This is a genomic window from Pseudoalteromonas sp. T1lg24, from assembly GCF_002964745.1.
In the GTDB taxonomy this organism is placed as follows: Bacteria; Pseudomonadota; Gammaproteobacteria; order Enterobacterales; family Alteromonadaceae; genus Pseudoalteromonas; species Pseudoalteromonas spongiae.
The window spans coordinates 74283-98932 of sequence record NZ_PQCB01000016.1 but is presented as its reverse complement, the minus strand read 5'-3'; the positions used below and the strand labels follow the sequence as shown (position 1 = coordinate 98932).

The 24650-nt window shown below is 40.3% G+C and carries 18 protein-coding genes and 1 tRNA gene; 8 read left to right on the top strand and 11 right to left on the bottom strand.

Translation table 11 applies throughout. From position 1 onward, the window contains the following. Nucleotides 1–10: 10 nt before the first annotated feature. Together C2M30_RS07790 and C2M30_RS07785 are read right to left on the bottom strand one after the other, a co-directional pair. The gene (locus C2M30_RS07790; protein WP_105171247.1) at nucleotides 11–601 is read right to left on the bottom strand and encodes a hypothetical protein; all 591 of its coding nucleotides are present in this window, start codon (nucleotides 599–601) and stop codon (nucleotides 11–13) included. A gap of 108 nt (nucleotides 602–709) precedes the next feature. After that, a complete protein-coding gene (locus C2M30_RS07785) occupies nucleotides 710–1501 on the bottom strand; it encodes a hypothetical protein (protein WP_105171246.1) in 792 nt (263 codons plus the stop codon). A gap of 1146 nt (nucleotides 1502–2647) precedes the next feature. On the opposite strand from C2M30_RS07785, the gene C2M30_RS07780 reads away from it, so the two are divergent. Further along, nucleotides 2648–4042, top strand: a complete 1395-nt coding sequence (locus C2M30_RS07780) for an MFS transporter (protein WP_105171245.1) — start codon at nucleotides 2648–2650, stop codon at nucleotides 4040–4042. A gap of 59 nt (nucleotides 4043–4101) precedes the next feature. Here C2M30_RS07780 and pyrC read toward each other — a convergent pair whose 3' ends face one another. Next, the gene (gene pyrC, locus C2M30_RS07775) at nucleotides 4102–5139 is read right to left on the bottom strand and encodes a dihydroorotase (RefSeq protein WP_105171244.1); all 1038 of its coding nucleotides are present in this window, start codon (nucleotides 5137–5139) and stop codon (nucleotides 4102–4104) included. A gap of 167 nt (nucleotides 5140–5306) precedes the next feature. On the opposite strand from pyrC, the gene C2M30_RS07770 reads away from it, so the two are divergent. Both C2M30_RS07770 and C2M30_RS07765 read left to right on the top strand, forming a co-directional pair. Further along, complete coding sequence (locus C2M30_RS07770; RefSeq protein WP_105171243.1) at nucleotides 5307–6998, top strand: collagenase; 1692 nt, start codon at nucleotides 5307–5309, stop codon at nucleotides 6996–6998. A gap of 87 nt (nucleotides 6999–7085) precedes the next feature. Further along, a complete protein-coding gene (locus C2M30_RS07765) occupies nucleotides 7086–9458 on the top strand; it encodes a GGDEF domain-containing protein (protein WP_105171242.1) in 2373 nt (790 codons plus the stop codon). 34 nt (nucleotides 9459–9492) lie between these two features. Here the strand turns inward: C2M30_RS07765 and metE are convergent, their stop codons facing one another. Next, nucleotides 9493–11763 carry a 5-methyltetrahydropteroyltriglutamate--homocysteine S-methyltransferase gene (metE, locus tag C2M30_RS07760; RefSeq protein ID WP_105171241.1) on the bottom strand — a complete coding sequence of 757 codons (2271 nt, stop codon included), beginning with the start codon at nucleotides 11761–11763 and terminating at the stop codon, nucleotides 9493–9495. A gap of 303 nt (nucleotides 11764–12066) precedes the next feature. Between metE and C2M30_RS07755 the strand changes: the two genes are divergently transcribed. Further along, entirely contained in the window at nucleotides 12067–12951 is an 885-nt protein-coding gene (locus tag C2M30_RS07755; protein WP_105171240.1) for a LysR family transcriptional regulator, read from the top strand. Between the two features lie 34 nt (nucleotides 12952–12985). Here C2M30_RS07755 and C2M30_RS07750 read toward each other — a convergent pair whose 3' ends face one another. After that, a complete protein-coding gene (locus C2M30_RS07750; RefSeq protein ID WP_010559882.1) occupies nucleotides 12986–14035 on the bottom strand; it encodes an AI-2E family transporter in 1050 nt (349 codons plus the stop codon). 89 nt (nucleotides 14036–14124) lie between these two features. On the opposite strand from C2M30_RS07750, the gene C2M30_RS07745 reads away from it, so the two are divergent. Next, complete coding sequence (locus C2M30_RS07745) at nucleotides 14125–15021, top strand: TIGR01777 family oxidoreductase (protein WP_105171239.1); 897 nt, start codon at nucleotides 14125–14127, stop codon at nucleotides 15019–15021. A gap of 11 nt (nucleotides 15022–15032) precedes the next feature. Here the strand turns inward: C2M30_RS07745 and C2M30_RS07740 are convergent, their stop codons facing one another. Together C2M30_RS07740 and C2M30_RS07735 are read right to left on the bottom strand one after the other, a co-directional pair. After that, nucleotides 15033–17528, bottom strand: coding sequence for an ABC transporter permease (locus tag C2M30_RS07740; RefSeq protein WP_105171238.1), 2496 nt, complete (start codon nucleotides 17526–17528; stop codon nucleotides 15033–15035). Then, nucleotides 17518–18231 carry an ABC transporter ATP-binding protein gene (locus C2M30_RS07735; RefSeq protein WP_054980575.1) on the bottom strand — a complete coding sequence of 238 codons (714 nt, stop codon included), beginning with the start codon at nucleotides 18229–18231 and terminating at the stop codon, nucleotides 17518–17520. The genes C2M30_RS07740 and C2M30_RS07735 overlap by 11 nt, the downstream gene beginning before the upstream one ends. A 10-nt stretch (nucleotides 18232–18241) precedes the next feature. Here C2M30_RS07735 and C2M30_RS07730 point away from each other — a divergent pair, with 10 nt between their 5' ends. From C2M30_RS07730 to C2M30_RS07720, 3 genes are all read left to right on the top strand, one after another. Beyond that, nucleotides 18242–18892, top strand: coding sequence for an arylesterase (locus C2M30_RS07730; protein ID WP_105171237.1), 651 nt, complete (start codon nucleotides 18242–18244; stop codon nucleotides 18890–18892). 367 nt (nucleotides 18893–19259) lie between these two features. Continuing rightward, nucleotides 19260–19336: transfer RNA gene (locus C2M30_RS07725), tRNA-Pro, on the top strand. A 159-nt stretch (nucleotides 19337–19495) separates the two neighbouring features. After that, the gene (locus C2M30_RS07720; protein WP_105171236.1) at nucleotides 19496–20155 is read left to right on the top strand and encodes a hypothetical protein; all 660 of its coding nucleotides are present in this window, start codon (nucleotides 19496–19498) and stop codon (nucleotides 20153–20155) included. A gap of 599 nt (nucleotides 20156–20754) precedes the next feature. On the opposite strand, the gene C2M30_RS07710 is transcribed toward C2M30_RS07720, so the two are convergent. The 4 genes from C2M30_RS07710 to C2M30_RS07695 all read right to left on the bottom strand — a co-directional run bounded on the left by C2M30_RS07710 (nucleotide 20755) and on the right by C2M30_RS07695 (nucleotide 24648). Next, nucleotides 20755–21792 carry an HNH endonuclease gene (locus C2M30_RS07710; protein WP_105171234.1) on the bottom strand — a complete coding sequence of 346 codons (1038 nt, stop codon included), beginning with the start codon at nucleotides 21790–21792 and terminating at the stop codon, nucleotides 20755–20757. Between the two features lie 95 nt (nucleotides 21793–21887). Next, the gene (locus C2M30_RS07705) at nucleotides 21888–23201 is read right to left on the bottom strand and encodes a VapE domain-containing protein (protein ID WP_158683349.1); all 1314 of its coding nucleotides are present in this window, start codon (nucleotides 23199–23201) and stop codon (nucleotides 21888–21890) included. Further along, on the bottom strand, nucleotides 23194–24237 hold the full coding sequence (locus C2M30_RS07700) for a hypothetical protein (protein WP_105171232.1): 1044 nt from the start codon (nucleotides 24235–24237) through the stop codon (nucleotides 23194–23196). The genes C2M30_RS07705 and C2M30_RS07700 overlap by 8 nt, the downstream gene beginning before the upstream one ends. A 63-nt stretch (nucleotides 24238–24300) precedes the next feature. Next, nucleotides 24301–24648, bottom strand: a complete 348-nt coding sequence (locus tag C2M30_RS07695; protein WP_105171231.1) for a hypothetical protein — start codon at nucleotides 24646–24648, stop codon at nucleotides 24301–24303. Between the last annotated feature and the right edge of the window lie 2 nt (nucleotides 24649–24650).

Sequence of the window (24650 nt, the reverse complement as noted above, 5' to 3'; positions counted from 1 at the left end):
AACGCCGCATTCAGCGGCTTGTCCGCTGCAATGTTTTGTTATGTGCGCGTTTAATAAGATACTTACCACAAAACTTATAAAAACTACTTTTGAGATTTTTTTCCAACAGATAAAATTGAAAATAGGGACCAACCATAAATTTTTTACATTCCCCCGTGCTTAGTGAAACCTGCATTCTCAATGCGACTATAAACGCCATTTTTGTTGAGTCGCTTAAAGTATCATGAAGAAAAGGAATCTCCATTACTTCATCTGCATCCACGTTAAACTCGTAAAAGTCTGATGATTGCAACTTTCTAGCACCCTTATCTATTGAATCAGATTGCCAAGTTGTACTGTTATCGCTCTGAGCCCAGCAAACGTCCCTGATTGTAATGTCTCGTGAATCTCTGTTAGTGATTCGAATAACGCAGTTTGGCTTAGATAGGCGAAGAGGGTGATTCCATGACTGATCACTCTCGAAAAATATATGCCTATCCTTATATGCTTGATCAAGCTGTTTCAATTCTCGATCTTCTTTTCGCCATTTAATATTAAGCCTAATAGCAATCAAGGCGAGCACGGCACTTACCCAAGGTGCAAACTTGACTATCAGATCCAATCATTACTCCTTAGCACATAACGCCCAATTAACAGGCTAAAAATTGTTGGCTAAATATGCGACGAAGGAGCAAAAGCCAACTGTTTTTTGTCCTTGTTTAATTGCTTGTTAGCTGGTAGCCCACTGAACACCAAAGAAAAGAGCTCCAAATTTTTCATAAGCTAAGTAAATAGTTGTTATAATCAGAATTCCCCCCATTCCCACATACGTGTAATCGAACGTAGCCAAGCGATAATTAAGTTCAGTGTTGCGCTTTTTAGATACAAGTCTTTTAGCACCAGTAAATAAGACATAGATGCCCATTGATAATTGGGAAATAAGCATCAAAGGTAAGAAAAATTTATTAGAGCTATCTGATTTTAGGACTACGTCACTCCATTCAGCTGCTTGAAATCCATCTTTATAGCCTTTTATACGACCATTAATAGAGAACTTGCTTTCTTGATTTCCGCTGAATAGTATATTAATTAAACCTCCATCACCTGATTCTATTGCTTCGTCACCAATAATATTTATGAATAAACAACCTTCCTCTCCATTTTCTTCCAGTGAAAATTGTAAAGTTTCTCTTGAGGTTTTAATGAATCTAGCTTGAAAGATATTTGTATTTTTATTAGGACATAATCGTAGCCTGTCTGTTGCAGAAAACATTGATTTATCGAGGTAGTTATTTCCTGCATTCCAGAGCAAAACATCTGTAGAATATAGGTTATCGATTTTATTTTTTTTCCAAAGAAGAGTTAGATCGCCCGTTTTATCAGTGACTTCAGCTAATAATCGCGGAGTCTGTGTTGCATATTTAGGCTCCACTTCGGATTTAGCCGAAAAATAAAGTATTACAGAAACACTTATACCTATTAGGATCCCTGTTAGTGGGTGTTTAATGATTTTATTGAACAATTTACATACTCCATACTTTTCTACCAGCTAACAGCTTATTAGTGCGCATTTCGATTTAAGGAAGTTATCCACAACCTAAAACTTGCATACTAATAAGTAATTTTATTTAATATTTTCAGTAGATTATCAGTAGTTTTTTGCCCTAGCAATTTATAATTGGGTTTAGATAATCGAGTCATTACTTAATCGAGCCATCTTATGACCGTTATGTAATTTCACTCTTAATAATTTCTAACTTTAAATCAATAGATTATGTTTTAACTTTAGATAATCGCGCCAAACAAGATTTTACATAACGTGCCATATTAATAAGCAAAAGTGTCGGCTGGTTGTGTGTATGCTTATTGACATTGGTTTTGTCAGAGAGCGTAATTCGCTCTGAGCTGCCTTAAAGCGACTAATCATGTTATGGACCTGAATTAATAATTCATCCATGAAGCTTGGTTCCATCGGTCATCTCGATAATCGCTCCTGCATTATTCTAATGCCCTACGTCCATGCAGGTCACATACCTCACTTCCTCAAGCTGCGAAGCTTAAATGATTCTAGGCTTCCTACCTTTCACCCTTCGGGCCAGCTACGCTGTTCAAAAATATTCCATATATTTTTGTCGGTCTCTCGTCACCCCTTTAATCAAACCTGAAAACGGACTTTAAATGAATAATGCGAGACAGGGAGCGAAGCGGTCGAGCAAGCCATGTACAACAGGGATGTTGATTCATGGCGTTTATGTTCACATTTAAATTCTGTTTGAAGAGTTAGTTTGATTTAGGGGCGCCGAGGGATTCCAAAGGGAGACTGGCGATAGCCTCCCTTTGGCTGCTGTCGCCAGCGCGACAAATATACGGCAAATAGAACTCAGTTGCTGAGAGAAAATGTCATTCCTCATTTCAGCGTTCATTAAAATGATTTGAAACCAATTCACGTAGCATTCTAATTGTCCTAACAGGCAAAAGTTAATTGAATTAGTTAATACAAGAGAACACTTCGCCAGCGCGACAACTCTGCTTCTACTCACACAAAAGTCACGACTTTACTCGCTGACTAATGCCAATAAAACTCAACATCAAAAACCCCAACTTATCCCTTGGAAATCCCCTCTCAATCCTCTAGTATTACTGCCTAACCGTGTAAAAAAGTATTTCAATGAAATCATTCCCTTCGCTTTATTTCACAAACTTATTTTTGATTGGTGGAACGGGTTTACTCACCACTTACCTAGCGCTTTATTTAGGCCAACAGAATGTCTCCACATTTTGGATTGGTTTACTCACTTCTTTTTATTATTTAGGTTTGTTACTTGGCTCTAAATTAGGTTACCACTTAATTAAATCGGTTGGTCATATTCGTACCTTTGTCGCAAGTACCGCTGCGGTTACTGCCTGTGTGGCGGCGCATGCGTTAAGTGACAATATTTACCTCTGGTTGGCACTTCGCTTAATTGTTGGTCTTAGCATGATGTGTAATTACATGGTGTTAGAAAGCTGGCTGAATGAGCAAGCAGCTCCTGAATCCCGTGGCCGGGTGTTTTCGTTTTATATGATCACCTCTTACCTTGGTATGGTGCTTGGTCAATTAGCGCTATCGCGTTTTCCAGAGCTAGGCTATGCCCCGCTCTTTTTAGTCTGTATGGCGTTGTCGCTTGGTATTATTCCAATTTCTATTACTCGGCGTATTCACCCTAAACCGCTCAAACCAATTCAAGTGAGTTTATTTGGCTATTTTAAAAAAGTGCCACAGTCGCTTACAGCGGTGCATTTTGCAGGCATTATTAATGGTAGTTTTTATGGTTTGGCACCTACGTTTGCAAGCCTTTCGGGCTTTAGCGCCCAAGAAATTGCATTATTTATGTCAATCACCATTTTTGCAGGTTTACTCGCACAGTGGCCGATGGGTGTTATTTCCGACAAAATTCGCCGCAGTATTTTAATTCGCAGTAACGCGGTTGCCATTGGTGTGGTGAGTTTGGCCTTATTTTTATTGCCACTTACTCAGTATGTCGCTTATGCCCTAACTTTTGCCTTTGGCTTATTTGCATTTACGCTCTACCCGCTTTCATCTGCGCTAGCAAACTCGCGTGTAGAAGATGAAGACCGTGTAGGTGTATCATCTGCCTTACTGATTATGTTTGGCGCAGGCGCCGCGATTGGTTCGGCCGTGAATGCGCAAATTATGGCGTTTTTTGGTCACCAAGCTTTGTATGGTTCAACTGCGGTGCTCACTGTGGTGATGTTTGCACTGCTAAGCTTTATTAACTCTAAGCAAAAAGCGGAACAACCCGAGCCAAGCGATTATGTGGTGGGTACATCCGATGTAACCGCATCGCCACTGGCTGCAACTATGGATCCGCGTATTGAAGAAACCACTGCGCACGAGCAATTGCTGGTAGTAGATGAGGAAAACACTCACTCTCAAGAAGATTTAGACGATGAAGAGTTTGATGACCAAGAGTTTACTAAGCAGCAACAGCCAGATTTAGATGCAAGTTCACAGCAAACCCTAAAAGCAAATGAAGATAATAAAACTCAAGCTTCAAGCTAACTTATTTAAATAACAAAAAAGCCCGCATTTAGCGGGCTTCTTACTTTTGGAAAAATGTATTACTTCACTTTCCACGTGATTTCATCGCCTGCGCGAATTGGTACAACTACGTCATCGCCTAGTGGGTATGACTCTGGTACTTGCCACGTGTCTTTTTCAAGTGTCACTGTGTCGGTATTGCGTGGTAAACCGTAGAAATCTGGGCCATTAAAGCTCGCAAACGCTTCTAACTTATCAAGTGCACCAGCTTCTTCAAATGCTTCTGCGTATAGCTCAAGTGCAGCGTGCGCAGTGTAAGAACCAGCACAACCACATGACGCTTCTTTTTTATCTTTTAGGTGCGGCGCTGAATCCGTACCTAAGAAGAACTTTTTGCTGCCGCTTGTTGCCGCTTTAATTAACGCTTCTTGGTGAATATTGCGCTTTAAAATTGGTAAACAGTAATAATGTGGACGAATGCCACCTGCTAGCATGTGGTTACGGTTATACAGTAAGTGGTGCGCTGTAATCGTTGCTGCAACATTGTCACCTGCTGCCGCGACAAACTCTGCCGCATCTTTCGTAGTAATGTGCTCAAGTACAATCTTAAGATTTGGGAAATCATCCACAATTTTGCACAGAATGTTTTCGATAAATACTTTTTCGCGGTCAAAAATATCAATGCTTGAATCAGTCACTTCACCGTGAATAAGTAACAACATACCTACTTCAGCCATGGCTTCAAATACCGAGTACATGCCTTCAATTGAGGTTACGCCTGAATCTGAGTTAGTTGTTGCGCCTGCTGGGTATAATTTAGCAGCAACAATTTTACCGCTCGCTTTCGCTTTTTTAATTTCTTCTGGCGTTGTTTTATCTGTTAGATATAACACCATTAACGGCTCAAAATTGCTGTTATTGTGCGCTTGAATTCGCTCGTAGTAGCTAAGGGCAGAATCAGTACAAGTTGCTGGTGGTACAAGGTTAGGCATAATAATCGCGCGACCCATGTAACGGCTTACGTCACGAACGGTGTCTTTTAACTGGTCGCCATCACGTAAGTGAATGTGCCAATCGTCTGGGCGAGTAATGGTTAATTTAGCAGTTGTGTCTGTCATGATCCTACCTTTTATTGACGGTGAGCGGACGAACGTCCGATTGTGTTGATCTTATTGACTTGTGATGCTGCTGTAAAGCGCTAGCATCGAGGTTTATCGATAATAATTGTATACAATATCCCTTTTTGATAAGTTAGCGCACACATTAATAAAAATAGAGACCAAAAATGAAACTAACACGCGCTACTTCTCTGTTATTAACAGGGTTACTTGCTTCGGGTTGTGCATCGACAATCAACGAGCCAACAGCCACCCTTTTACAAAGCCCTATCACAATTAACACACAAGCTTATTGGCAATTAGGTTTAACCAGCAGTGACTTTGATGCCCTAGTTACCAATTTAAACGCTGGCGCCGACATTAATGAAACCCTTTATGCCCTGCGCGGTTTTAGCTATTTTGGCAATACGAAGAATTTAACAGCTGAGCAATTAACAGCACTAGACAGCGCGTTGTTTGCCCGTATGCAAACCATCACTAAAGACGACTATCGCGCCATCGAAAACTACGCGGTAACGCTTTACCGTTATTACTACTTTGATGATTTAAAAGATAAATTAGCTAAACACTTACCTTTATTACCAAATGTAGCGCTTAGCGATACAAGCCCGCTTGCAGCACAATATGCTAAGTGGGAACAACTTCGCGCTATTGGCTTTTTAGCATTTGAAGCGCGAAGTGAAGATGAGATTAAACAAGCGGTACTTGCACAAACTAAGTGGCAGCAAGAATTACTCGACTTGCTTCAAACCGACAACAGCTGGCAGCAAGCGCACGCGGCTTGGGCACTTGGTTACATCCATTATATTTTAGATGACGAAGCAGCAGAAAAAACACTTGATGAAAAAGTGTGGGCGGCACTTGAGCAAAACCCAAAAACAAATAAAGAGTTTATTTTCTCACAGCGTTATTTAGTTAATAGCTTCCGCGGTAAATCAGCTTGTGATGAGGAGTTTAAAGGCCGCTGCAGCGAAACAACACTTGATGATGCCCTGCCGATTAACCATAAATGTTCCGATTCGTTGTTTATTCGCGCACAAACTTTGACCACCGAGCAACTTAATATCAGCTGCGAGCGTTTAATTTCGCAAGAATCACATTTCCATGACGTATACGCCACCAACCGCCAGCCTGTGCCTAACGATTTTAATGAAGCGCTGCGCGTTGTAATTTTTGATAACTACACAGGTTACAACCAGCACGGCCAAATGATTTTTGATATCAGCACCGACAATGGCGGTATGTACATTGAAGGTAAGCCAAGCAAACCAGGTAACCAAGCTACTTTCTATTCTTTTAAAGCTTTTTGGAAAGAAGATTTTTCGGTTTGGAACCTAAACCACGAATACGTGCACTACTTAGATGGCCGTTTTAATAAATACGATGGTTTTGGCCACTTTCCAAGCCACTTAGTATGGTGGAGCGAAGGTGGTGCTGAATTAATTGCAAAGAGTAAAAGCAATGACCGCGTGAATAAGTTGCTGCACGAAACAGAGCAAGCAAAATGGCCTACTTTGCGTGAAGTCTTTGACACTACCTACCAAGATGGTTCAAAACGTGTTTATCAGTGGTCGTATTTAGCGCACCGTTATTTATCAGAAAATGCCATAGATGATTATCGTCAGTTAGCGCACTTTTTACGTACTGACTACTTTGATGGCTACAGTGAACTGCTTGACAGTTTAGTGGCTAAACACAGTGATAAGTTCGCACACTATTTAGCAAGCTATAAGCAAACTAATCCACACCAAGAAGCGGCGCAGAAAGAAAAGCCAAATAGACTATATCGTTATTTATATCGCGATTATTTAATGCCTAAAACGCTTAAAATTAACGCCGAGCATAATCATATTTTATAAAGGCAAAACAAACTTTTATTGAGCAAAAGTGCTTGCTGAGTTACATTTGTGTTAATTTCTAATAACACACGGCTAGCAAGCGCTTTTATGCAGTATTCATCGGGCGATAATGTAGACGCAATTACCACCAGAGCTAATCAGTTAAGTATTATTAACGAGTTTGCCTCGTCGCTCATTCGTATTGTTGATCTCGACGAGCTCTACGACTACGTGACGCATCAAGTAGTTAAACGCCTCGGTTTTGATGAATGCTCCATTTTTATCGCCGATTTAGAAAAGCGAATACTCAACCAAGTCTCATCCATTCATAAACACAACGATATTGAAAACGAACAGCTCGCGATTTCGATTTCAGAAGGTATTTGCGGCCATGTGTTTGAAACCGGCTGCGCCGAAATTATTAGCGACGTATCACAAGACAAGCGTTACTTAGATATTAGCGGCAACGTGCTTTCGGAAATATGTGTACCACTAGTTTACGACGGCCAAGTGCTTGGCGTAATTGATTGCGAACATCCTGAGAAAGACTACTACACAGCCGATCACTTAAGTATTTTAACAACTGTGGCGTCCATGCTTAGCGCTAAAATTGATCAGTGTAAAACGGTTGCCAATCTTACCGATACTATTAATCAGCTTAACTACGCACAGCTGCTTGAAAAAGGCATGTTGCAAATTGCTAACTTAAGTTCAGATTCGCAGACCATGGACAGTTTTTATACTGGCCTGCACGACATTGTTAAAACCCTACTGCCTGCCGAAAATTTGTTTATTGGCTATTACAATAAGCAAACCCGTGGCTTAGAAATTCCTTACATTATTGAGCATGGCGTAGAGCGTATTACGTTAAAACGCTTTAGCAATGCGCAAATACAAAAAACCGCATCGGTTTATGCCATCAATAAGCAACAAGCCGTGCTAATCAATGGCGATGAATACCAACGCCATATTGATAACGGTGACTTTGATTTAATTGGTGCACAGCCTAATTCTTGGCTTGGTGTACCGTTTGAATTAAACGACGAGCTATCGGGCATTATTGTGGTGCAGAGTTACAACCACAGCGTTAGCTACACCGAGCACGACAAAGACTTATTAACTTATATTAGCCAACAAATTCGCCTTGTAATTAATCGCGTTTTTGCCGAGCAAGCATTGCAACACAAAGTAATGCACGACGAACTCACGGGCATTGCCAACCGCGCATTGTTAATTGACCATTTAACCCTTGCTATTAACGCACTTGGTCGTAGTAATAACCCTAAAATTCATGCCCTGCTCTATTTAGACTTTGATCGTTTTAAAATGATTAACGATACCTTAGGCCATCAAGTCGGGGATAAGTTTTTAGTTAAGATCTGCAACATTATTGGTCAATGTATTCGCGAAACCGATACCTTTGCACGCTTAGGTGGCGACGAGTTTGCTATTTTACTGTGTGATATTTTTGGCGCTGAAGACGTTACACCTGTAATTGAGCGCATAAAGCTCGCGCTGAAAGATCCTATTTTAATTGACGACCATTTACTGCAAGCATCAACCAGCATTGGTGTTGCCTTTGCCAACAAAGACACCGACGAAGCCTATAAAATTTTGCAACGCGCCGATGCAGCCATGTATCAGGCTAAATCACTTGGCCGAGGCAAAGTACAGTTTTTTAACGACACCATGCGACAAAAACTGAAAGGCGCAGCACTGTTAGAAAGCGATATTCAAAGTGGTATGAACAAACACGAGTTTGCGCTTTTCTATCAGCCTATTTTTACCATTCAAACGGGCGAAATTATTGGTTTTGAAGCCTTAGTGCGTTGGCATCACCCTGAACGTGGGTTTATTTCACCTGCTGATTTTATTCCACTAGCAGAAGAAACCGGACAAATCCTCGCCCTTGATTTACATATTTTAGAACTTGCGGCAAAACAATTACGCCTTTGGCACGGCACATTACCTGAAGACTTTAAAGTGACCGTAAATGTATCGTCTAAGCATTTCTCAACGTTAGAGTTTGCTGATTTTATTCAGCGTCTTTACTTTGAGTACAAACTACCATTAGGCAGTTTATGCATTGAAATTACTGAATCGGGGCTAATTGAAAACCTTTCCCTTGCGACAGAAATAATTGAAAAGCTGAAAACCTGCGGCGTAAAACTGTGTTTAGATGACTTTGGTACCGGTTATTCGGCACTCGGTTATTTGCATCAATTACCTATTCATATTTTAAAAATTGATAAAAGCTTTATTGATAATCTTAACTGCGGCGAAAACCACCCATTGGTTGATGCTATTTTAACGCTTGCCAGCGCCCTTGAATTTGACGTGGTAGCTGAAGGAATTGAAACACAAACTCAGCTCGATGTGCTGAAACAAACTAAATGCCAATATGGCCAAGGCTTTTTGGTAGCAAAACCTATGCCTGCAAAACAAGCTTTTACCTTTTTAACCACAGGAAAACTGAGTTAATCCAAACTCAGTTTCCCTGCATATCACACGTGACTTAAGCGAGTTCTTGTCTGAGCTCTTTTGCTGCGGTTACCATGTTTTTAAGTGCTGCTTGGGTTTCTTGCCAGCCACGGGTTTTTAAGCCGCAATCTGGATTTATCCAAAGACGTTCCACCGGCACTTTTTTCGCAGCCTCTTTCATCAACTGTTTAATCCACGTTACCTCTGGAATATTCGGACTGTGAATATCATAAACGCCAGGGCCTATCTCATTAGGATAATCAAAATCTTCAAATGCGTTAAGTAATTCCATATTTGAACGTGACGTTTCAATCGTAATGACATCTGCATCCATATCGGCAATCGCCGCGATAATATCGTTAAATTCGGCATAACACATATGGGTGTGAATTTGCGTGCTGTCGCTTACGCCAGATGCCGATACACGAAACGCATACGCCGCCCAGTTTAAATAGTTTTGCCACTTAGACGCTTTTAACGGCAAGCCTTCCCGAAATGCAGGTTCATCAATTTGAATAATGTTTATGCCCGCTTTTTCTAAATCAACCACTTCGTCGCGCAGCGCCAGCGCTATTTGATTGGCAATTGTTGGTTTATCAAGATCATCGCGGATAAACGACCAAAACAAAATGGTGACAGGGCCTGTTAACATGCCTTTCATCTGTTTATTAGTAAGTGATTGTGCATATTCGGTCCAGTTAACCGTCATCGGGTGTTTGCGGCTTATATCGCCCCAAATTACCGGTGGCTTAACACAGCGAGAGCCATACGATTGCACCCAGCCAAATTGTGTAAACGCAAAGCCTTCGAGCAATTCGCCAAAATACTCCACCATATCATTACGCTCTGCTTCGCCGTGAACTAACACATCAAGGTCCACAGCTTCTTGCTGTGCAACAGCATAAGAAATTTCATTTTGCATTTGAGCCGTGTAATCAGCTTCGCTAATATTACCGGCTTTAAAATCGCGACGCGCCTCACGGATAGCCGTTGTTTGTGGGAAAGAGCCGATAGTAGTCGTTGGTAAAATAGGTAAACCAAGCGCTTGCTTTTGAACCAACTGACGTTTAGCAAAAGGGCTCGTACGCTCACCATCTTGCTTGGTTAGGCTATCAAGGCGTAACTTCACTGCGGCATCGTTTACACGAAGCGATTTAGCACGCGCTTTCACTGGCGCTGAATAGTCAATGAGCGAAGTTACATCCCCCGACAGCAAGGCCTGTTTCAATAACGATAATTCGTGCCCTTTTTGTTTTGCAAATGCAAGCCAGGATTTAATTTCACCATCAAGCGTTGTTTCTAAGGCTAAATCAACAGGCGTATGCAACAACGAACACGAAGGCGCTAACCAAACATGCTCACGTGATGAAACGAGCGATTGTATTTGGTTGTAAACCGCTTCGAGATCCGCTTTCCAAATATTACGGCCGTTGATAACACCTAAAGACAATACTTTGTCTTTAGCTATGCGCTCGTTAATCTTCTCTATATCTTGCGCTTCGGCAACCAAATCAAAATGCACGCCGTCTACTGGGTATGTTGCAATATCAGCTAGGTAGTTTTCAACTGAACCAAAATACGTTGCCAGCAGCAGCTTTACACCTTGCCCTTGCAGTTTATTAAAACTGGCTGTAAGCGCATACAGGTATTCTGGCGTTAGTTCTAACGCTAAAATGGGCTCATCTATTTGCACCCATTCAACACCTAAATCAGCTAATTCACTCAATACATGTTGATACGCTGTCAGTAGACGTGGCAGCAGGGCTAACTTATCAAATTCGCCGACAGTTTTTGCCAAATGCAAATAAGTTACCGGACCAACCAATACAGGTTTCACCTGATGACCGAGCGCTTGCGCTTCTTTTACCTGATCAAATAGCTCTGTAAAGCTAATTTCAAATGTTTGATTTTCAGTCAGTTCAGGTACGATGTAGTGATAGTTGGTATTAAACCACTTGGTCATTTCACTTGCAGCGCATGCACAACCAGTCGGTGCTCTGCCGCGCCCAATGCGAAACAAGGTGTCTAAATCTACCGTTTGTGTTTCATTTTGGTGACGCGTTGGTACCACGCCGAACAGCAAAGAGGTACTAAGTACATGGTCGTACCATGCAAAATCCCCTACTGGCAACAACTCAACACCTTGGCTTTGCTGTAGTTGCCAATTGTCTTTGCGAATTGCTTGTCCTCGCTCTTGCAGTTCTGTGAGTGAACTCTCATTTCGCCAATAGGCCTCAACCGCCTTTTTAAGTTCGCGCTTTTTCCCGATACGTGGAAAACCTAAGTTGTGAATTGTAATTGCCATCTTGATATCCTTTTATTTAAGACGTTTAGATGGCTAAATATTAGTGGTAAACTTAATTCAACAAAATCGCAAGTTTTTCCAATTTAACTTGAAATAAATTAATACAAAATAGAAAAGTAAAGTTTCACATATAAACCAAACACCAATTGACAGCGCTATCATAATCTATACATATATATAAAATAGAAATTTATTATTAAAATGACGACGATATGTACAAATCAACATTGAAACATGAAAAATAAACAGCTAGTATCAAATCTCTCTCACGGTCGTTCAAGTTTAATATGAGTATTCCTAAAGATGATTGATGTAAAACACCTTAAAACCATCGCAACCCTTAAAGAGACAGGGTCTTTGGTTAATACCGCACGAGAGCTTTTTCTAACCCAATCTGCTTTATCTCACCAAATCAAAGATTTAGAAAACAAACTCGATTGCCAGTTGTTTGAGCGTAAAACACACCCCGTACGTTTTACCCCACAAGGTATGTTGTTGTTAGAGCTTGCTAACGATGTACTGCCAAAAGTGGAAGCAACCAAATGCAGATTAAAAGAGAGCTTAAACCAACCTATCTCGCAATTGCGTTTAAGCGTTGAATGCCATGCGTGTTTTCATTGGTTATTGCCAACAATTAAAGAATTTAACAACTTTTGGCCGGATATTAAGGTGGATTACGAGCGAGGTTTTAGCTACGACGCCATTCCGGAGCTGTTAAACGATGAGTTGGATTTAGTACTTACATCGGATATTCGTGAAACAGAGCGCCTTGAGTTCGCACATTTATTTGATTTTAAGTTAAAGCTAATTGTCAGCCCAGATCATCCGCTAGCTAAAAAAGCCTATGTAACCGCGCTTGATTTAAAAGACGAAACGATTATTTCGTATCCGATCCCACGCGAAAGACAAGATATTTTTAAGCACTTTATTCAAAATGCGCGTTTCGACGGCACCTTAAAAACCGTTGACCAAGGCTTGCTTATTTTTCAGCTTGTAAGCGCCGGTATGGGTGTGGCTGCTTTACCAGATTGGCTAGTAACCCCTTATGAAAGCCAAGGATTAATTAAGTCAATTCCATTAGGTGCGCTTGGTTTATCACGCCCGATGTATTTAGCGATGAAAAAAACCATGAGCGAAAACCCGGTTTATCGCCACTTTTTAAATACCTGTAAACAAAAAAAGGGTTAGCACATGCTAACCCTTTTATCTATTTAACTACAAATTAGCTTTCTAGTTCTTCATTAATTTGCTCTTCGCCACTTAATAACATTGCAAGCCAGCGCCCTTCTTCACTGTTTTCAAGGGCAATTTTCACAACCATGGTAAGCGGTACAGACAGCAACATGCCAACCGTGCCAAGTAACCAGCCCCAAAACAATAATGATAAAAACACGACAAGTGGTGATAAGCCTAAACCTTTACCCATAAAGCGTGGCTCAATCATATTGCCCATTACGGTGTTAATTGCCATGTAACCAATGCCAATTAAACCTGCAACGCCAGGTCCTTGCAGTACAACAGCCAGTAATACCGCCGGAATTGCCGCAATGATAGAACCAATATTAGGAATATAATTTAAGAAAAACGCCAGCACGCCCCACAAAATAAAGTAGTCGATGCCAAATGCCCAAAGCATTACCGTAACCAAAACACCGGTCGCTAAACTAACCAGTGTTTTGATAGCGAGATATGAATTAACCGAGTCTAAAAATAGGTCGATTTGTTTTTGCTTCATATCGGGATCATCAAGGGCTAAATGCACTTTTTTACCAATGTAAGGCGCTTCAACAAGCATAAATACAACGGTTAAAATAATTAAAAACAAGTCAGCCATTACGCCACCAACACCCGCGAGTGTATTCGCAGCAAGATCGATAAGTTTGCCGGGATCTAAAAACGACATAATGCGATCTTTATCGATCAAAATATTATACTCGGCCAACATGGTTAATAGGCCTGAGAACTCGGTTTGTAGCTGCTCTTTATACACGGGAACATTTTGTGAAAAGCCATTTACCGATTGACCAACAAGCCCTGCCAGACTGACCACGATTAACATTATCAGTAAAATAACCAGTGTAATTGCTGCGCCTTTTGGTACGCGATAACGTCCCATTAAATTAATCAACGGACTACAAATAATGGCAATAAATACGGAGAGTAAAAACGGAACGACAATTGCGCTTGCTAATTTCAAGCCGGCTAAAACAACGATTAAGGCCGCAAAAATCAATAAACTTTTACTGGCACCAGTAAAATTGGGCTGAACCATAGCTATCCTTAGTTCGTATTATCACTTTGTTCTAATTAGCGCTATGCTACATTATAAGCGTGGCAAATAGGAAGCTATTTGATTTATCTATGAATATTTTAATCACTGGGGCCACAGGCCTAATTGGCTCACACTTGTGTAAGCACTTAGCAAACCATCATAAGTTAATGGTGCTAACCCGCAAAAAAGAAAAAGCGTTTACCATTTTGGGACACCATGTAAATGCGTTTGAAACCCTTGAAGATATTGACTTTAACCAGCTAGATATTGTGATTAATCTTGCCGGCGAACCGATAGCCGACAAGCGCTGGAGCAAAACTCAAAAACACAAAATTGAATCTAGCCGCTGGCACATTACTGAACAAATCACCGACAAAATAAACGCAGCAGATAACCCACCACATACTTTTATTTCGGGCAGTGCCATAGGCTATTACGGCAGGCAGACCGAGCCGGTTGATGAACAGAATAACCAACCTTTTGATGAATACAGTCATTATCTTTGTAAACAGTGGGAAACGCTTGCCAAAAAAGCACAATCGGATAAAACCCGCGTGTGTATTTTGCGCACCGGTGTGGTGCTTGCAAAACACGGTGGCGCACTGAAAAAAATGGTACCGCCATTTCAGTTTTGCCTAGGCGGCCCTATTGCAGATGGTACACAGCAAATGTCGTGGATCCACATTAACGACATGGTAAACATTATTCTGTTTTTAATCGAAAACAAATCGCTAAACGGAGTGTTTAACGCAACGGCGCCTAATCCGGTGTCGAATAATCAATTCTCCGAAAGCCTGAGTGAAACGTTAGAAAAACCTAACTTTTTTAGAATGCCTGAATTTGTATTGCGATTAATGTTTGGTGAGATGGCTGATTTACTGATATTTGGTCAAGCAGTTAAACCAAAAGCGCTGCAAGACGCAGATTTTAAATTTCATTTTCCACATTTAAAGCCTGCGCTTGAAAATATATTAGGTGGGCGATAACGCCCACTTTTTTATAGCGCCCTAACAAGCCCTTGGGTGTTTTTTCGCAGCGTTTTTGCCACTAAACTATAGCCAAGCACAGCTACGAATAAGGCACCAACTACAGGCCCGTAAAGCCACATTGTTGGATGCAAATTACCAATTTGCTCAAACATACGGTACTGCACAACGAGTAATGCAATATCGCTAAACAGTGCTGCTGCAATGCCGGCAAATAAACCAAGCAATACAAATTCGTAAAGCACCGCGTTTTTAATAAGCTTAGCTTTAGCCCCAAGGGTTCGCAATATCACCACTTCTTGCATGCGGTCGTGCAAACTTGCCTGCACTTGCGACACCAATACTAACGCACCGCAAATCACCACAATAATCAGTACAAAACTAATGGCCGTTGCTACTTGGTCGATAGTTGAACGCACCTGCTTTATCATTGAATCTACATCAATAATGCTCACACTAGGGTGATTGCGCACCAGTTGCTGCAACGCACGTTTAGATTCGGTCGGTGTGCTAATGGCAGAAATATACGTTGCCGGAAATTGTGACAGCACTTTAGGACTTAAAATAATAAAGAAGTTGGGCTGCATGGTAGACCAGTTCACCTCACGCAGGCTGGTAATTTTGGCACTAAAACGCTGTGAGCCAATTAAAAACTCAAGCTCATCGCCAATTTTCACACCTAACCGCTCAGCCATAGATTGCTCCATGGAAAGCTCGTTGGCATCTGGGTTTAACCACTCACCTTCAACAATTTCATTGTGTTTCGGCAAGGTATCACGCCATGTTAAGTTAAGCTCGCGACCAACACCCGAGCGCGCTTCTTCATCGCGTTTTTCGTTTTCTTGCGCCGATACAGAACGTGCTACTTGCTCACCGTTAATGCTATTTACGCGACCACGCACCACCGCATAAAAATCGGTTTGCTGAATATTGTTTTCGGCTAAGAAATCGGCGATATCACTGCGTTCATATTCGCTAATATTTACCAAAAAGCCATTTGGCGCGTTTTCAGGTAGTTGCGATTGCCAATCGGCAATTAAATCGTTCTTCATTACTACTAAAAATAAAATGAGCTTGATTGCAAGTGCAAAGCTAATTACTTGCACCGCATTGGCATTAGCGCGTTTTTGCAGCGACGCAATTGCCAAAGACCAGCTATTACTTGGCTTTAATCCCAGTTTACGTGACGAGGTAAACAGTAATCGACTTAAACCAAATAACATACCCGCTAAAAGCGCACATGAGACAAACATAATCCCGGCAATCACGACACTGCGACTAAATAAACACATCAAGCCAAACACAGTAAGTGTTGCAAGTAACAAGTGCAGTTTTGATACTTTAAGGGAATCCCCTAAATTACGGCGAAGCACGCGCATTGGTGGAATATCAAATAAGTCCATTAACGGTTTTAGCGAGAACATAACGGCGCAGATCAAGCCGGTAAAGGTGGCCAGTCCAAGCGGCCAAAGTGATGCTGGCGGCAGGGCTTTACCCATTTTTTCACTCAGCACATCGATTGCGATAACTTGTAAAATAAAACCGAGTAACAAACCAATAATGACCGAAAACACCGTCACTAACAGTAAATGCACAATGTAGATATTACGAATAGTCGTGCGCGAACCGCCCAGTGTTTTCATCATTGCAACGGGGTCGTACTGACGCTCACAGTAGCGCCTTGCAGACACGGCAATAGCTACCGCCGCTAGCATAATGCCGAGCAAGCCTGCCAGTAATAAAAATCGCTCAGCGCGGTTTACAGAATCAGATACTGGACCTTGACGGTCTTTTACGCCATACCAACGCTGGTTTTCAAGCAATTGCGGTTTGAGCCAAGCGTAATAATCATTAAGTTGCTGCTCGGTGCCGGCATATAAATAACGATAAGAAACACGGCTGCCCGGTTGGATCACTTGTGTTTTTTCAACATCGGCGATATTCATTAATACTCGACGCGAACTTGAGAAAATCGCAAATGGTGCATCAGGTTCTTCAGCGAGGATTTTTTCTGCAATGAAATTGGCTTCGCCAATTTCAACCACGTCCCCTACTTCAATATTTAAGCTGTAAAAAACCGTATCAGACAACCATATATTGCCAGGTGCTGGGTGTGCATCGGTAACATATTCAGGCCCTTCAAAGCTGTCTTTAAGTTTTAATTGGCCTTTTAATGGGTAGCCTTCGTCGGTTGCCTTAATATATGCAATTTGCATTTCATCGTTGGCAAACAGCATGCTATCAAAACCATACCAAGTGGCCGTTTGCAGGCCGTCATCAATCGCTTTTGTGAGGAATTCTTGTGGTAGTTTGTGGTTACTTTGCAAACCACGGTCAGCGGCAATAAATTCGCTGCTTTTTTGATTGATAGAAAGACCGATGCGATCGGTGATTGAAGACAATGTCATTACCGTCATCACAGCGAGCGCAATCGCCAATAAAATAATATTGAGTTCGCCTCGTTTTAATTCTTGGCGAAATAATTTATACGCTAATTTAGCCCACATCAGCCTGTACTCCGATACGGTCATCGATTAATTGGCCTGCGTCTATATGCAGTGTGCGTTGGCACTTTTCAGCAAGGTGTTCATCGTGCGTAACCAACACTAAGGTAGTGCCGGCGACTTTATTTAAATCAAATAAAAGTTCTTCAATGATGCGGCCATTTTTACTATCAAGATTAGCCGATGGTTCATCTGCGAACAGCACTTTCGGTTCACCAATATAGGCGCGCGCTATGGCAACACGCTGCTGCTCACCACCCGATAATTGCGATGGAAAATGATGTAAACGGTGTGAAAGCCCTACTTTTTCAAGCAATTCTTTGGCTTTTTCTTCAGCATTTGTTTCACCTGCAAGCTCTGCCGGTAGCATTACGTTTTCAAGCGCCGTTAGGCTTTGTACCAACATAAACGATTGGAAAATAAAACCGACGCTCTTCGCACGCACCGCAGCACGCTGCTCTTCATCTAAATTATGTAATGGTTCGCCATCTAAAAATATTTCACCTTGGGTGACGCTATCAAGACCTGCAAGTAGCGCAAGCAAGGTAGATTTACCTGAGCCCGATGCTCCGACAATCGCAATTGACTCGCCTGGCTTGACATTAAAACTGATGCCAGAGAGGATAGTTAGGTCGCCATCAAGTGTTGCGACAGTTTTTTCAAGGTCTTTGACCTGAATCACATTCATTTGCGAAAGCTTATTCATAGGACTCTCAATGTTGTTACGTAGTTTATTCGTTATCTTACTTGTTATTAGTTACACGGCAATCGCCAACACCGATCACACTGATGGTAAAAGCGACAAAAATCAAGTAACTAAATTACTTATCTTAGGTGACAGCTTAAGCGCAGGCTATGGTTTAAAACAAGAACAAGCGTGGCCTCAGTTGTTACAAAATGCGTACAACCAAGAAAAATCCCCTATCACATTGATAAATGCAAGTATTAGCGGTGAAACCAGTGGTGGTGTATTGCAACGTCTTCCCGCTTTATTAGATGAACATTCGCCAAACTGGGTATTAGTAGAAATAGGCGGTAACGACGGTTTACGCGGCTACCCGGTGAAATTACTAAAGAAAAATTTACGCCAAATTATCGATAAAAGCTTAGCTGCGAACGCAAACGTCATTTTAATGGAAGTAGCTATTACCCCTAACCTCGGCAAGCGCTACGCAACACTGTTTCAAAACGCCTATAAGCAAGTCGCAAATGAAAAATCTGTACCAACCATTCCATTTTTTATTGAATCGGTTGTGACCAAGCCTGAGCTTATGCTACCCGATGGCATTCACCCTAACGCAAAAGCACAACCTTTATTAGTAGAGATAATGAAACAACATTTTGCAGATCTAATTTTAAATAATTAATGATTAGTAAGAATTGGCTTATATTTGCAATAACGTTAACTGACAAAATACAGCGTTCGAATTTAACCAAGCTGTTGAGTAAAAGAATACTCATTTGGGTGACTTAGCTGGATTGTTTTAAATACGTTTATTTTTTGAGTTATTAAATTAATGAGTCTTAGTTTTGAGCGCCGAGAAAAAATCCGCTCGTTGTTTAGACGAAGAACACATGTATTCGATGTATTAGGTAAAACAATAATTCCTCGTACGTAACCAGTTATTTCGAACTAAAGCAGCAAACACTTTCATTAAATCGTATATTTATCACGCAGTTAAACTTTGACTAGTTGCTTTTACATAAATCCGAGAATACACTAGCAACAAATGTCGGCATATAGCGCAGCTTGGTAGCGCACTGTCATGGGGTGTCAGGGGTCGCAGGTTCAAATCCTGCTATGCCGACCATTCTTTTCAAAGACTTACACCCATTTCTCTTTTCTCAATATTTCCAAAAAGCTTTCCGAGTAGCCAATTAGTAGCCAGTAACATGTTATTTTTATGCCTTTAATGTTTCTTGCTAAGGCTATATGATTATCCTTAAAGACCATTCAAAAGGACTAGGATATGAAAAAAGTCGTCATTGGATTAACAGCCATACTATTAACCGCTTGTAACTCTACTGCGCCAACTGTACAGACACAGAATATTTCAATGCCCCAACTTGAAACAACAAATATCGCTACGTTAGGCGAAAGAATGTTGATGCAAGCTAAAGGCTTTTCGGCAAATTCCGTTACTGTAAGTTCTGGTGAAGGGTATGGCACAAGACTATCAGCTGGGAAATATTGTGAACGCTCTAAAGGTTCAAACAGATATTATAGTGACAATAATCAAGCTATTGGTTTAAAAAACGGATATGGTCAAGTTGTAAGTTACTCAAACTTCATCACTTATAATAGAAGAAAGAATGAAGTCTGTGCTGCTACTATGAGCTGCTATAGCTCCAATGAAATATCGATCAAGTTCACTCCAAACGATTATTGTTTAGCTCAGGACTCTTTACAACAAGTAATCGAGTATAACGGTAGGAACGGAAAAGTATTAAATTTTACATATCGTGAATTTAGTGGTGATATGATAAGAAATTCTTATACGACCGACTTTACTGTCGATCTTGAACATGGCGATATGGTTATGTACAAAGGTGCACAAATAAAAATAGAAAGCGCAACGAATAGCCAAATAAAATATAAGCTCATAAAGAACTTTAACACATTGCTTTGACCTATCGCGCGTATCGGTTGCGAAACTCTAATATGATGTCCGAAAATGCCCTATAAGTATTGGGCAATTTTTTGATAACTTCTTAGATGATTTCGTAGCCCCCAAATACCAGAAAAGCCTTTTCGTTGTAAGTATCTAAAAAGCCTGTGTCTAGTCCACTCATTATCCCAATTTGTCTTAATACCCTGTAAATTAAGATATTCAACAACGCTTTGATAGCTGGGGCTACTTTTGTGGAGTGAAGTACTCAGCAAGGCAACCAAGGATGTGAAAATTATTTGGTCATTGTTTGTAAACTTTTTGATACTAATACCTCCAGCGTTAACATGCTAATTATACCCTATTGGAGTATTTGGTGAACTTGATTAGAGAGGTTTCTTAACTTTTGAGTTGCTCCAAAGATACATAAACTCTACCCTATTAGTCACTCTTATTATTATCTAAGTTTAATAAAAGTTAACTAACCATCTTAACCAATAATGTTGTTATTCGAATAAATATAAGTGTTCTAGGCTGGTTAAGGTTTGATCATTATAAGTTAACCAACACCTAACCAATTAACCACAAAAAAGCCGCTATCAAAAAGATGCGGCTAATAGTTAGCTTGATTTGTTAATTAATTTCTTCAGCTTTTCTATTTTCATAGCTGGTCTAGTTTTATGAAGCATTGCATGGCAGTTGGGGCAAACAGGTTTTAAGTCTTTTACTGGGTCTACTTCATACTCATCCCCAATTGTTGATATATCAACTTCATGGTGTACGTGTATAAATTCTTTGCCTAGATCCCCGTACATCTTCTCAAAATCAAAAGAACATACTGAACAATTATAACCATGTTCTTGTAAGCATGCTTTTCTTGCATTCACATTTCTTTCATAAGCATTTACTAGGATTTGTTTTACCGTTCCTTCTTTGTACACAGTGTTACTGTCGACTTCGTTAATATCATTTGTATCGCAATCGAACGGTACATATATTCCGCCTTTTTTAACTGAAGCTGTTTTCCCCAAGCCATTTAAAAATGCATCAAGCTTAGTTTTTAATAACTTAAACTCTTTACTATCCTCATCAACAATCCTAAAAAAGGAAGCCAAGTTAGAAGCACTTGAGTCTCCACCCAGCCCTCGTCCATCATATTCTTGTACTGTTTGTCGTTTATACCTGATGAACTTTCTAGGTGCAAAAACGTCAATTTCTGGGAAATAATACCAATGATAAAACTGACCTAAGGTCTTAAAAGCTTGGGAATCTTTAAATTCACCAACTTTTGAGAAAATTTGTGCATTTTCAAAAGCTTCTTCAAAAGAGTTTATCAGTTCCAACTTTTCGGGAGTTGATGCTTTAAAACCTTGCCGTTTACAGTAGAGATCAGCAATAGCTAAAAAATAAACCTTAGTAAATGAATTTGGGTAGTCTGTTGTCTTAAAGGATTGTTTATCGTTAAAGATATTACAAAATTTTTCGAGTTCTGATTTACTAACAGGCTTTGGTTTATTTGGATTACTTTCTAATGTAAGAACAATTTTTTGTTTTTCCAAATCAACAAAATATGTAAAACCTTTATTTTGTTTAAGCGTTTTCCATTTTCTATTTTGAACAGAATGGGCAAACTCTAAAAACTCTTTAACGGTGAACATCCTTTTACCTCAATATTATAGTTTTAAATCATACTCCTAAATAATATAACTATTTTCAAGGTGATTAGCCTCAAACAATGAGGCTAATCAAAAAGTCACTTAGGTTCTACAAACTTATAAAACGTCATATTGCCCCTCGCCTTTCGGCTGGTGGCGTAACCGTCCTTAGTGAGCTGTTTAAGCGCTTTCCCTATTTGTGAGCTATGATGCCCTTGTAGCTTTTCGTCATCCTTAGCTAATTCACCAGCGGTAAATTCACCTAGTTTTAAAGGTATGCTTGTCATCGAGCTTACGTACACATCGCGCAAGTAATTGTATATTGCCCCTTTATCTTGGTATTCATCATTTAAGGTTTGTGCTTGTTTTATCGTTTTGTCACTTAACATCCAACCATGATCACTTAAATACATTTGCTTAACCTCAGCCCAAAACTGCAAAAGAAGCTCAGGCTTTGGCTGTTTAATTGCGCCAGTACCGTCATACTCCCAGCCTAGTAATTCATTAGCCTTGTCTACGTCTGCTGGTTTCAGCATTTCTATCACAAAGAAGCGGCTACTACCTGTTTCATCTTTTAAGAAATCAGTGCCGTTTACAGTCGCAATAAAACTTGTTTGCCTTGGCTTTTGAATATCATTTCTACCGTATGGAGGGCGCACTGTATCAAGCGATTTAGTAATAAATGCCTTTAAACTACCTTGTGAATTTTTATTGGTGCGTTCTAATTCACCTAGTTCAACTATCCACGATTTAATATTTCGTAAAACGCTGTCTTTGTTGTCTGGGTTTAATTCTTCCCCCTCTTTAAACGCATTGTCAGCAATGTTTGCAATACGCGTTATAAAAGCGGTTTTTCTAAAAGACTGATCACCCTGCAACACTGGAACAAGCTTACTATTAAAGGGCTTTTCATAAACACTTGCTACACAACCCACCAGCCAGTGGCGCATTACGGTATTTGCAAAATTTGGGTGCTTTGCATTTAAACAACTAATTACATTATCAACTCGTTTAACTCCATCCCAATTAACACCGTCTAACAATTCTTTTATTGGGTGAAACTTGTTTCTGCGGCAAAGTGGAACTAAATGATCGTCTATTGCTTGCTTTGGTAGTCCTGTTTGGCTGGCGATACTTATCAACCTGCTTCGCACATCATCAAAATCAGTTGCAAGCGGTTCTCCCCACTCGTTTGAAATATCAACATCAAACGTCAACATATTAAAACGTAATTGAACGCCCAAAAAGCTAGTTACATCACTTAAATTCGCATGTGTATTAAGCACTGTAACTTTGCCCTTTGCATTTACCCTAGTGTTACTAAAGCATAGTTCTTCAACCCCTGTTTCTTCTGGTATATCTATAGCTTCTTGATTGCTAGGAATGGGCAAGTTACCAATTTTATCAAACATAATTAGCCCCCTTTCCATATAGGCTTTGTTTAAGCTCGCTACTTTTCATGTGATCGGCAAACACTTTTTTATTATGTTTATCAATTTCGGGAAACATTACAGCAAGTCCTTTAATTGCTGCTTTTTCATCTCCAGCAAAAGCGCGAATACATAGAAAATCAAATTTATCGAGTGCTTGCCCTGTAGCGCATGGGTCGTTTTGATGATGTGAGAAATAGCGAAGCTTACCATCGGTATGGCTTGCTAAAATATATGCACCTGCTTTGTTACTGGTTGCTTCTGGTGGCAAATAGGCTTTGCCTTGCCGTTTATACCCATAGCTACTGAGTAGCGATTCCCAGTCATACCCCTTATTTACCGCATCAATAACAGAAACTTGATTACCTATTAAACGTTCGTTATAGCTTGGCTTAATCGGCTTCAATATAGCCGCTTCTTGTTGTGCTAATTGTTCCTCTGCTAGCGTTTGGTTGAACATCTTTGCATCATTAAACAAATCCGTTTCAAGTAAGTTTAGCGGCTTACCAGTATTAATTTTGTACTCGTATTTATCGCCAGAATAACGCACTGGTAAATACATAATTTGTTGGGGACGGTTGCTACAATCATCCGCATTTAGCAAGTAACATAAATAGCGCTGTATTATCTCCCAGTCATCAAAACATAAGGCATTGGCTAGCTGTATGTATATACGGTATCGGTTGCCCTTTCCTTGCTGTTGGTGGCTTGCTGTGGTGTGAATAATATAGGACTCAATACCAAGTGATTCTAGTAAATCACTTAGGCTTTGAATGGTATCGTTAGTGTTGTCTGCATCTATACGTAATAACGTAAAGTTATCATGTGCTAACACGGTTTCTTTTCGTTTATTAGGCGCATCATTAGCAGCAATAACTTCTGAATGGGCTTTAGCATCTTGATAATGTAATTCACCCAAATATTTGGGTTTTTCAGCTTTTAGCGCCAGCTCATGCCAACCAATTAAGCTAAAGTTATTTGTTTCTTGATGTGAAACGGCTGTTAAAAAATAAAGCATGGTATATACTCCATAGAGCTGGTGGCCTGTCGACCAAAACTTAGCCACCAGCAATTCAAAACATTAGAAAGTCGCTTTTAGGTTATCCTTGGCGGCTTTTTCTTTATTTAAAATCACCTGTTCGCTTGTCATATAAACAAAATCAACTAGTTGATTAGGTGTTGTCTTAGTTTGTGGGCAAAAACACTTCTTGTGTTCTAACATAAACTTACATTGCTTTTTCTTTAACTTTGAAACAATTGAATGCAAGTTATGAATCCCAATATAACGAGCCTGTCGAGTGTTTATGCTGTTCCCGCACAACATTAAGCGCTTCACATAGCACCACTGCTTCTCTATGTTGTATGGGGCAGGAAAACCTAGCTCTCTGCATCTAGGTTCAATGATGTGAGGGTTGTTAAGATTTTCCATTA